The organism is Hydrogenophaga sp. (genome assembly GCF_051007235.1).
Classification (GTDB): Bacteria; Pseudomonadota; Gammaproteobacteria; order Burkholderiales; family Burkholderiaceae_C; genus Hydrogenophaga.
Map to the genome: position 1 here is coordinate 1 of NZ_JBPCSJ010000253.1, position 8,420 is coordinate 8,420.

Here is an 8,420-nt window from a genome sequence, read left to right on the forward strand (position 1 = left end):
GCACAGCCGCGCCATCAGCGCGTCGCTGCCGGCCATGCGGTCGGTGATGTTGTCGGAGAACAGCACGCGCACCCGGCCCACAGGCTGCAGGTGGAAGAAGCGGTAGAAGCTGGCCACGCCTTCGACATGGGCCAGCGTCAGACCCAGCGCGCGGCCGATGCGGGCCAGCAGCTCACGCGGCAGCCAGTGCGTCTGCGCCTGCGTTTCGCGCAGCACCTGCACCAGCGCGTGCGGGTCGCGGCCCCAGCGGGCCATCGCGTCATCGGCCGCGTGAAGATGCGCGGAGGGAGCACGATCCGGCGCCGGGCCGCCCCAAGCCGGATCAGCCCCCGGAACCGGCAAGGACCGGGTCCCTTCCCCGTCCTGGGGCAGCGACCCGCGCAGCGGTGGAGTGTGGGGGCCTTTAGATGTCATGGCTTGTCGAGGCCGAAACGTTGCATCTTGGCCCTGAGCCCGACGCGCGAAAGGCCCAGCTCCGCCGCCGCTTTGGTCTTGTTCCAGCGTTGGCGCAGCAGGGTTTCGCGCAGCACCATGGCCTCGATCACGTCCAGCCGGTCGGTGAGGCTGCCGCTGGCGGGCAGCGCGGCCGTGAGGTCGTCGGCACCACCAGCAGCCCGGCCCTGCAGGACGCGCGGCGAAAACGCGCCCGGGGGCAGCTGAGAGCCGTCGTGCAAAGCCATGGCGCGGCCGATCTCGTTGCGCAGTTCTCGGATGTTGCCGGGCCAGGGGTAGGCCAGCAGGCAGGCCAGGGTCTCGTCGGGCAGGCTGGCGCCGGGGTGGCCCAGCTCGGCGGCCACGTCCAGCGCGATCTGCCGCGCGATCGGGGTGATGTCGGCCAAGCGCTCACGCAGCGGCGGCACCGTGAGGGTGACGGCCGAGAGCCGGTAGTACAGGTCTTCGCGGAACAGGCCTTCGCGCACGCGCTGCTCCAGCTGGCGGTGGGTGGCGGCGATGATGCGCACGTCCACCGGCACCGGTCGCGCGGCGCCCACGGGGCGCACCTCGCCCTCTTGCAGCACGCGCAGCAGCTTGACCTGGAAGGCCGGCGAGGTCTCGCCGATCTCGTCGAGGAACACGGTGCCGCCGTCGGCGCGCTGGAACAGGCCCAGGTGGTCTTCGAAGGCGCCGGTGAAGGCGCCGCGCTTGTGGCCGAACAGCTCGGATTCGAGCAGGGTGTCGGGGATGGCCGCGCAGTTCTCCACCACGAAGGGGCCGCTCAGGCGCGGGCTCGCGTAGTGGATGGCGCGCGCCAGCAGTTCCTTGCCGGTGCCCGACTCGCCCAGCACCAGCACCGGGATGTCGTAGCGCGCGGCGCGTTCGGCCATGCGGCAGATGGTGTCCAGCGGGCTGCCCGGGGCGCGCACGATGCGGTCAAACCCGAAGGCGCTGCGCGCCTGCGTCATCTGGCTGGCGGTGCGCTGGCGCAGCACGCGCGTGCTGGTGCGCAGCTCCAGGTCCAGCCGCGCGGTCTGCTGCTGCAGCACCTGCGTCTCCACCGCGTTGCGCACCGATTCGAGCAGGTGGTCGGGCGACCAGGGCTTGAGGATGTACTGGTAGATGCCGGCGTCGTTGATGCCGGCGATGATGTCTTCGCTGTCGGTGTAGCCCGAGATCACGATGCGCACCACGTCGGGCCACTGCTCGCGCACCTCCTTGAGGAAGCTCACCCCGGTCATGCCGGGCATGCGCTGGTCGCACAGGATGACGCTGACCGGCTGGCGCTGCAGCAGGCCGCGCGCCTCGTCGGCGCTGCTGGCGGTGAACACCGTGAAGTCCTCGTCCAGCGTGCGGCGCAGTGCGTCCTGCGAGCGCACCTCGTCGTCCACCACCAGCACAGTGGGCATCACGTCATGGGGCAGCACAGGGTTCACGTTGGAGAGCGTCGGGGTGGGCGGGTCATTGTAGGAGCGGTGTTGCCGTTTTCGGGCACCGAACGCAGGGCCTGGACCTCGCGCGCGGCCTGCTTGCGGCCCATGTAAATGGCCAGCTTCGCCTCGATGCCGCCGAGCGACGCGTCGAAGTCGGCCCGGCAACGCGCGGCCAGCAGCGCCTGTGCCACGGTGGGCGTGTCGGGGCCGAAGTGCGGCTGCAGCGCCTGGTAGGCACGGCGCTGCAGCGCCAGCAGCTGCTGCGGGTCTTCGGGCGGTGCCGGTTCAGGGGCGGGGGCCGCGGCGGGCACGGGTCGGGGCGGCGGCACGTGCAGGGGCTCGATCAGGCCTTGGGCCAGCAGGGAGTCGAGCGCGGTGCGCACATCGACCAGGCCGCGGTCCTTCAGGACCTGCACGCTGTCGCTGCCATTGACCAGGATGAGCAGCTGCCGGGTGGCCGGCGACAGGCCGGCCCGACGCTGGCTCACTTCGGCACGGCCCGCCTCGGTCTTGCGGTACACCTGACCCGACATCCCACGTCTCCTTGTTCTTGTCACGCCAGAAGCCCCCCGACAGCAGTGCCTTCTCCAGGGGCACCGTGGAACCGGCTTCGCCGGGCCACCAGTGCCGTCCCCCTGCCCAGCGCCGAAGGCGCGCCAGAGCGGGGGGAAGCCGCGCAGCGGCGCAGGGGGGTGTCAACAAATGCGCGGCAGTTGTTCGCCGCTCAACCAATCCACGACCCGCCGGCCGCCGAAGCGGGTGTCCATCTGCACGAAGTGGTGCGGGTCCGCCGTCACCTGGCCGATGAGCGCCGCGTCCGCCCCCAGCGGGTGGGCACGCAGCGCGGCCAGCGCAGCCTCGGCCGCTTCGGGTGCGACGATGGCGATCAGCTTGCCCTCGTTGGCCACGTACAGCGGGTCCAGGCCGAGCAGCTCGCAGGCCGCGTCCACCTGCGGCTTGACCGGGATGGCGGCTTCCTGCAGCCGCATGCCCACCCCCGACTGGCGCGCGATCTCGTTGAGCGTGGTGGCCAGCCCGCCGCGGGTGGGGTCGCGCAGCACGCGCACCGCGCCGGGCACGGCCGCCATGAGGTCAGCGACCATCGTGTGCAGCGCCGCGGTGTCGCTTTCGATCGTGGTCTCGAAGGCCAGCGATTCGCGCTGCGAGAGCACGGCCACGCCGTGGTCGCCGATGGTGCCGGAGACCAGGATGGCGTCGCCGACCCGCGCGTGGCGGCCACTGACCGACACGCCCGGTGGCAGCACGCCCACGCCGGTGGTGCTGATGAAGACACCGTCGCCCTTGCCCTGCTCCACCACCTTGGTGTCGCCCGTGACCACCGGCACGCCGGCCTCGCGCGCGGCCGCGCCCATGCTCTGCACGATGCGCTGCAGGTCGGCCAGCGGGTAGCCCTCTTCGATGATGAAACTCGCGCTCAGGTACAGCGGCTGCGCGCCCATCATGGCGACGTCGTTGACCGTGCCGTGCACCGCCAGGCAGCCCAGGTCCCCGCCGGGAAAGAAGATGGGCGAGACCACGTGGCCGTCGGTCGCCATCACCAGCTGACCGGGACCTTCGGGAAACACTGGCAGCGGCAGCGCCGCGCCGTCATCGCCCTGGCGCAGATACGGGTTGTCCAGCGCGGGCAGGAACAGTTCCTCGATCAGCTGGGCCGCGGCCTTGCCACCGGCGCCGTGGCCCATGTCGATGCGGCCGTGCTTGATGTCCAGCGGGCGGGTGTAGGTCTTCTTCATGTCAACGTTCCAGGACTGTGGAGGCCCCGTCCAGGGGCACCGAGGAACCGGCTTCGCCGGGCCTCAGGTGCCGTCCCCCTCCCGCCGAAGGCGAGAGAGGGGGAAGCTGCGCAGCAGCGCAGGGGGTGACAGGCTGTACATCGCGAAAGCGGCCATAGGTGTAGTGCGCCGCGCAGGCGCCTTCGCTGGACACCATGCAGGAACCGACGGGGTTCTCGGGCGTGCAGACGGTGCCGAAGATCTTGCAGTCGCGCGGCTCTTTCACGCCGCGCAGGATGGCGCCGCATTCGCAGGCCTTGTTGTCGGGCACGCTGCGGTAGCCGAGCTGGAAGCGTGCTTCGGCGTCGAAGTCGCGGTACTTCTCGCGGATCTGCAACGCCGACAGCGGCATGGTGCCCAGGCCGCGCCACTCGAAGGCCTCGCGCAGCTCGAACACGTCGTCCATCACCGCCTGGGCGTTGAGGTTGCCTTTGGGCGTGACGGCGCGGGTGAATTCGTTCTCGACCTCGGCGCGCCCCTCGTTGACCTGGCGCACCAGCATCAGGATGGCCTGCAGCACGTCCAGCGGCTCGAAGCCGGCGATGACGACGGGCTTCTGGTACTCCTGTGCGAACTTCGCATAGGGGTCGGAGCCAATGACGACGCTAACGTGCGCCGGGCCGACAAAACCTTCGATCTCGGCTGTCTCGTGTGCCTCGGCTCCGTCCAGGATCGCGCGGATCGCGGGTGGGGTCAGCACGTGGCTGCACATGACGCTGAAGTTCTGCACCCCCGATGCCGCGGCCTCGCGGATCACCAGCGCGGTGGGCGGCGTGGTGGTCTCGAAACCGATGGCGAAGAACACCACCTGCTTCTCGGGGTTGTCGCGCGCCAACTGCAGCGCGTCGCCGGCCGAATAGACCATGCGGATATCGCCACCGCGCGCCTTGGCCTTGGTCAATGAAAGGCCGCCCGAGGCCGGCACGCGCATCGTGTCGCCGTAGGTGCAGAGGATCACATCGTGCTGCAGCGCGAGTTCGATGGCCAGGTCCACCCGGCCGATGGGCAGCACGCAGACCGGGCAACCCGGGCCGTGGATCATGCGCACGTTGGGCGGCAGCAGTTCCAGCACGCCGTAGCGGCTGATGGCGTGGGTGTGGCCGCCGCAGAACTCCATGAAGCGGTAGGCGTGGTCGGGCCTGACCTCGGCCGCGATGCGTTCGGCGATGTGCTTCGCCAGCGCCCCGTCGCGGAACTCGTCGATGTATTTCATACCCCCACGCTCCCCATTTCATGTGGTTCGCTGCCCCAAGACCGGGAAGGGTCCCGGTCGTCGCCGGGTCCAGGGGCTGACCCAGCTTGGGGCGGCCCGGCGCTGGGTCTCATGTCTGGCCGCTCCGCGGTCTGTGACTGCATCTCGGCAAACATCGCCAGGGTCTTCTGCGCTTCTTCGGGGTCGAGCACGCCGATGGCGTGGCCCACGTGCACGATCACGTAGTCGCCCACGTTCGCCTCGGGCACCAGCGCGACGGAGATGGGCTTGCGGATGCCGCCCAGCTCGACCAGGGCCTGGTCGTGGGGGCGCTTTTCCACCAGCAGCGCGGGAATGGCTAGGCACATGGGACGGTCTCCTCAACGGGGGTTTGTGTGGTGGTTCTGGCGAGTTGCTGCGCGGCCACCCAGGCCTGGCCGATGGCCAGACCCGCGTCGCCACAGCCGGGGGGGCCGGGCAGGTACACGGTCAGTCCCGCATCCACCAGGCGGCGCACGGTGCGGTCGCGCAGGATGCGGTTGAAAAAGCAGCCGCCGCCCAGAGCGGCGGTTCGGATGCCGCGCTGACGCGCGGCGGTGATCAGTGCCACGGCCAGCGCATCGGCGAGCGCCAGATGAAAGCCGGCCGCCGCCCCGTCGGCATCGGTGGCGTCGAACAGCTGGGCGAGCACGGGCCGCAGGTCGATGCGGCCATCGCCGTGGAGCACCGCGCCGGCCAGCGGCGGCAGGTCGGGCCGCAGCGACAGGGCGCGGGTCGCGGCCTGCTCCAGCGCGATGGCGGCCTGGGCCTCGTCGCGCTGGTGGTGGCACAGGCCCAGCGCACCGGCGGCGGCGTCGAACCAGCGGCCGGCGCTGCTGGTGGGCGGGCAGTTCAGGCCCTTGTCGAGCATCTGCCGCACACCGGCGGCCACCGGCTCGCCGACCGCCAGGGCCAGGCGCGGCACGATCTGATCGGCGCGGCCCAGCGCGTGCAGCGCGCTGGCCGCCATGCGCCAGGGTTCGTGCGCCGCGCGGTCGCCGCCCGGCAGGGCCAGGGGCTGCAAGTGGCCCAGGCGCTGCCACAACGCGCCATCGAGCCAGAGCAGCTCGCCGCCCCAGGGCGTGTTGTCCGTTCCGAGGCCCACGCCATCGAGCGCGAGGCCCACGACCGGTTCGTTGATGCCGTGTTCGGCGATCACCGCCGCCAGGTGCGCGTGGTGGTGTTGCACGCCGATGGCGGGCACGCCCAGCGCATCGGCGGTGGCGACGGCCAGCTGGGTGCTGAAGAAGTCGGGGTGCAGGTCGTGCGCGACGGCCTGCACCGGCGCGCCGGCGTCGTGCGCCTGCTGCACCAGCGCCCGCACCGAAGCTTCCAGCGCCGCGCAGGCCGCCGGGTCGCTGAGGTCGCCGTGCACCGGCGACCAGTGCACGCGGCCGTCCAGCACGAGGCAGGCCGCGTTCTTGAGCCAGGCGCCGACGGCGAGCACGGAGGTGGACATGGCGTTAACCGGTGACGGTTTCGCCGCCGGGCCGCCCCAAGACGAAACGCCCCCCCTCGGGGGGCAGCGACTCGCGCAGCGGCGGAGCGTGGGGGCTGATTTGTGCTTTGGCGCGGGCCAGTTCCGCCTCCAGCTGCTGCACGCGCTGACGCAGCGCGGCTTCGGCATCCGGCGCTTCGTGGTGGTGATGGTCATCACCCATGGCGTGGTCCAGCCAGTGCAGCCAGGCGTCCATGCCTTCGCCGGTGGTGGCGCTCAGCTGGATCACCTCGATGGCCGGGTTCACGCGCCGCGCCAGGGCTATGCAGCGTGAGACGTCGAATTTCACGTGCGGCAGCAGGTCGGTCTTGTTCAGGATCATCAGCTGCGCGGCCGCGAACATGTCGGGGTACTTCAGCGGCTTGTCCTCGCCCTCGGTCACCGAGAGGATGGCCACCTTGGCCGCTTCGCCCAGGTCCCACACGGCGGGGCAGACCAGGTTGCCCACGTTCTCGATGAACAGCAGGCTGTGGGCTTGGTCGTGAGGATGGTGGTGGTGCCCATGGTCATGCGCGTGATCGTGATCGTGCGAATGATCGTGTGCGTGTTCATGCGTGTGCAGTTGCGCGAACGCCTCGGCCACCATCGGCGCATCCAGGTGGCAGCCCTTGCCGGTGTTGACCTGGATCGCGGGCGCGCCGGTGGCGCGGATGCGGTCGGCGTCGAAGCTGGTCTGCTGGTCGCCCTCGATCACGGCGACGTGCAGGCCGGGCTGGCGTTGCTTGAGCGCGGTGATGGTGGCGCACAGCAGCGTGGTCTTGCCCGAGCCGGGGCTGGAGACCAGGTTGAGCGCGGTCACGCCGTGGGCCTCGAAGTGCGCGCGGTTCTGCTGCGCGACGCGGTTGTTGGCGCCCAGGATGTCGGTCTCCAGCTTGATGGCGCGCGCCTGGCTCATGCCGGGCACCGACACACGGGCCGCGCCCGCACCGAAGTGCAGATCGCCATTGCCGGGGTTCACCGTCACCACACCGGCCTCGCCGGTCTGGGTCTGCACATGCCGGGCATGGGCCGGGCTGTTGTCACTGCATCCGCACACGACACACATATTGGCTCTCCTTTGTTCTGTTCATCGAAACACTGTTCGGGGCGAAGGGCAGTTGCCCAGTCGCGCCGCGGAACCGGCTTCGCCGGGCCGCAGGGGAGGCTCCCCTCCCGCCAAAGGCGAGAGAGGGGGAAGACGCGAAGCGGCGCAGGGGGTGATTCATACCACTCTCATGTCCAAAACGCGCAATTCCATACCGCCCGTGGGTTGCAGCTGGTAGCCGCCGCACACCGGGCAGGCATCGCCGCGCTGGGCGATGGCCACGCTCTGCGCACAGGGCAGGCACCAGGCCTGCCCGGGGGTTTCATCGATCTGGATCTGCGCGCCGTCCAGCAGCGTGCCGGGGGCCAGGCTGTCCAGCGCAAAACGCAGGGCGCGCACGTCCACGCCGGCCAGCTGGCCGGCCTCCAGCCGCAACGACAGCAGGCGCGCAAACCCTTCGCGGCGCGCGGTGTCTTCCACCAGCTGCAGCACACCACCGGCCAGGCTGGCTTCATGCATGGGCCATCTCCGGTTGTGTGGCGATCTGGAACGGCACGCAGGGGTCGAGCGCGGCCATGAGCAGGTGCACGCGGGCGGACAGGTCGGGCGCGTCGGCCGGCAGCGCGGCCAGCGCCTGCGCGGCCACGCCCTCGGGGTGCAGGTTCCACTCGGTGGGGGCCAGCACCTGGCAGGCGCGCACCACGGGCACTGCGCCCGGCTGGGCATCGGCCAACACCACCTGGTGGATCAGCAGGCCACGCGCCATCTCGACCCAGGCCAGGCCCTGGCGCTCGCCGGTGGGCAGCGCGCCCCAGGCCAATGCTCCGCCCCCGGCCTCGCCCGGTGCATCGGGCAGGCACAGGCGCACCAGTTCGGCCAGGCGGCTGCCCAGCAGGCCCCAGGCGGTCCACGGCTGCGCGGCGGACGCCGGGTGCAGGCGCGCCCAGGGGCCGGTGTGCGCCACCTGGCCTTGCCAGCGCGGCTGCAGGGCGAAACCGTCGGCCTG

At 71.0% G+C, this 8,420-nt stretch carries 9 protein-coding genes and 1 pseudogene; all 10 read right to left on the reverse strand.

Annotated elements, in window-relative coordinates; translation table 11 throughout:
* Positions 1-255, reverse strand: a 255-nt coding sequence (locus ACR2JA_RS09100) for an NAD(P)H-dependent oxidoreductase subunit E (protein ID WP_434008773.1), incomplete at its 3' end; no start/stop codon positions are given.
* A gap of 155 nt (positions 256-410) precedes the next feature.
* Positions 411-1,844 carry a sigma-54-dependent transcriptional regulator gene (locus tag ACR2JA_RS09105; protein ID WP_434008781.1) on the reverse strand — a complete coding sequence of 478 codons (1,434 nt, stop codon included), beginning with the start codon at positions 1,842-1,844 and terminating at the stop codon, positions 411-413.
* Positions 1,845-1,867: 23 nt separating this feature from the next.
* Positions 1,868-2,401, reverse strand: a complete 534-nt coding sequence (locus ACR2JA_RS09110; RefSeq protein WP_434008774.1) for a hypothetical protein — start codon at positions 2,399-2,401, stop codon at positions 1,868-1,870.
* A 162-nt stretch (positions 2,402-2,563) separates the two neighbouring features.
* Positions 2,564-3,622: a hydrogenase expression/formation protein HypE gene (hypE, locus tag ACR2JA_RS09115; RefSeq protein WP_434008775.1), complete on the reverse strand. Its 1,059-nt coding sequence runs from the start codon at positions 3,620-3,622 to the stop codon at positions 2,564-2,566.
* 1 nt (position 3,623) lies between these two features.
* Entirely contained in the window at positions 3,624-4,874 is a 1,251-nt protein-coding gene (hypD, locus tag ACR2JA_RS09120; RefSeq protein ID WP_434008776.1) for a hydrogenase formation protein HypD, read from the reverse strand.
* The gene (locus tag ACR2JA_RS09125) at positions 4,871-5,221 is read right to left on the reverse strand and encodes a HypC/HybG/HupF family hydrogenase formation chaperone (protein WP_434008777.1); all 351 of its coding nucleotides are present in this window, start codon (positions 5,219-5,221) and stop codon (positions 4,871-4,873) included. The genes hypD and ACR2JA_RS09125 overlap by 4 nt, the downstream gene beginning before the upstream one ends.
* Entirely contained in the window at positions 5,212-6,351 is a 1,140-nt protein-coding gene (locus tag ACR2JA_RS09130) for a Kae1-like domain-containing protein (RefSeq protein ID WP_434008778.1), read from the reverse strand. Before ACR2JA_RS09130 ends, ACR2JA_RS09125 begins: the two co-directional genes overlap by 10 nt.
* 4 nt (positions 6,352-6,355) lie before the next feature.
* Positions 6,356-7,435, reverse strand: a complete 1,080-nt coding sequence (gene hypB, locus ACR2JA_RS09135; RefSeq protein WP_434008779.1) for a hydrogenase nickel incorporation protein HypB — start codon at positions 7,433-7,435, stop codon at positions 6,356-6,358.
* 156 nt (positions 7,436-7,591) lie between these two features.
* Positions 7,592-7,933 (reverse strand): hydrogenase maturation nickel metallochaperone HypA, encoded by a 342-nt coding sequence (locus ACR2JA_RS09140; protein ID WP_434008780.1) that lies wholly within the window; start codon positions 7,931-7,933, stop codon positions 7,592-7,594.
* Positions 7,926-8,420, reverse strand: a pseudogene (locus tag ACR2JA_RS09145) (hypothetical protein); the annotation flags it as partial. The pseudogene ACR2JA_RS09145 and the gene ACR2JA_RS09140, both read right to left, overlap by 8 nt.

Bases quoted from the DNA above. Each gene is read 5' to 3' on its own strand.
- ACR2JA_RS09105 (WP_434008781.1), bottom strand. From the start codon at position 1,844: ATGCCCACTGTGCTGGTGGTGGACGACGAGGTGCGCTCGCAGGACGCA.
- ACR2JA_RS09110 (WP_434008774.1), bottom strand. From the start codon at position 2,401: ATGTCGGGTCAGGTGTACCGCAAGACCGAGGCGGGCCGTGCCGAAGTG.
- hypE (WP_434008775.1), bottom strand. From the start codon at position 3,622: ATGAAGAAGACCTACACCCGCCCGCTGGACATCAAGCACGGCCGCATC.
- hypD (WP_434008776.1), bottom strand. From the start codon at position 4,874: ATGAAATACATCGACGAGTTCCGCGACGGGGCGCTGGCGAAGCACATC.
- ACR2JA_RS09125 (WP_434008777.1), bottom strand. From the start codon at position 5,221: ATGTGCCTAGCCATTCCCGCGCTGCTGGTGGAAAAGCGCCCCCACGAC.
- ACR2JA_RS09130 (WP_434008778.1), bottom strand. From the start codon at position 6,351: ATGTCCACCTCCGTGCTCGCCGTCGGCGCCTGGCTCAAGAACGCGGCC.
- hypB (WP_434008779.1), bottom strand. From the start codon at position 7,435: ATGTGTGTCGTGTGCGGATGCAGTGACAACAGCCCGGCCCATGCCCGG.
- ACR2JA_RS09140 (WP_434008780.1), bottom strand. From the start codon at position 7,933: ATGCATGAAGCCAGCCTGGCCGGTGGTGTGCTGCAGCTGGTGGAAGAC.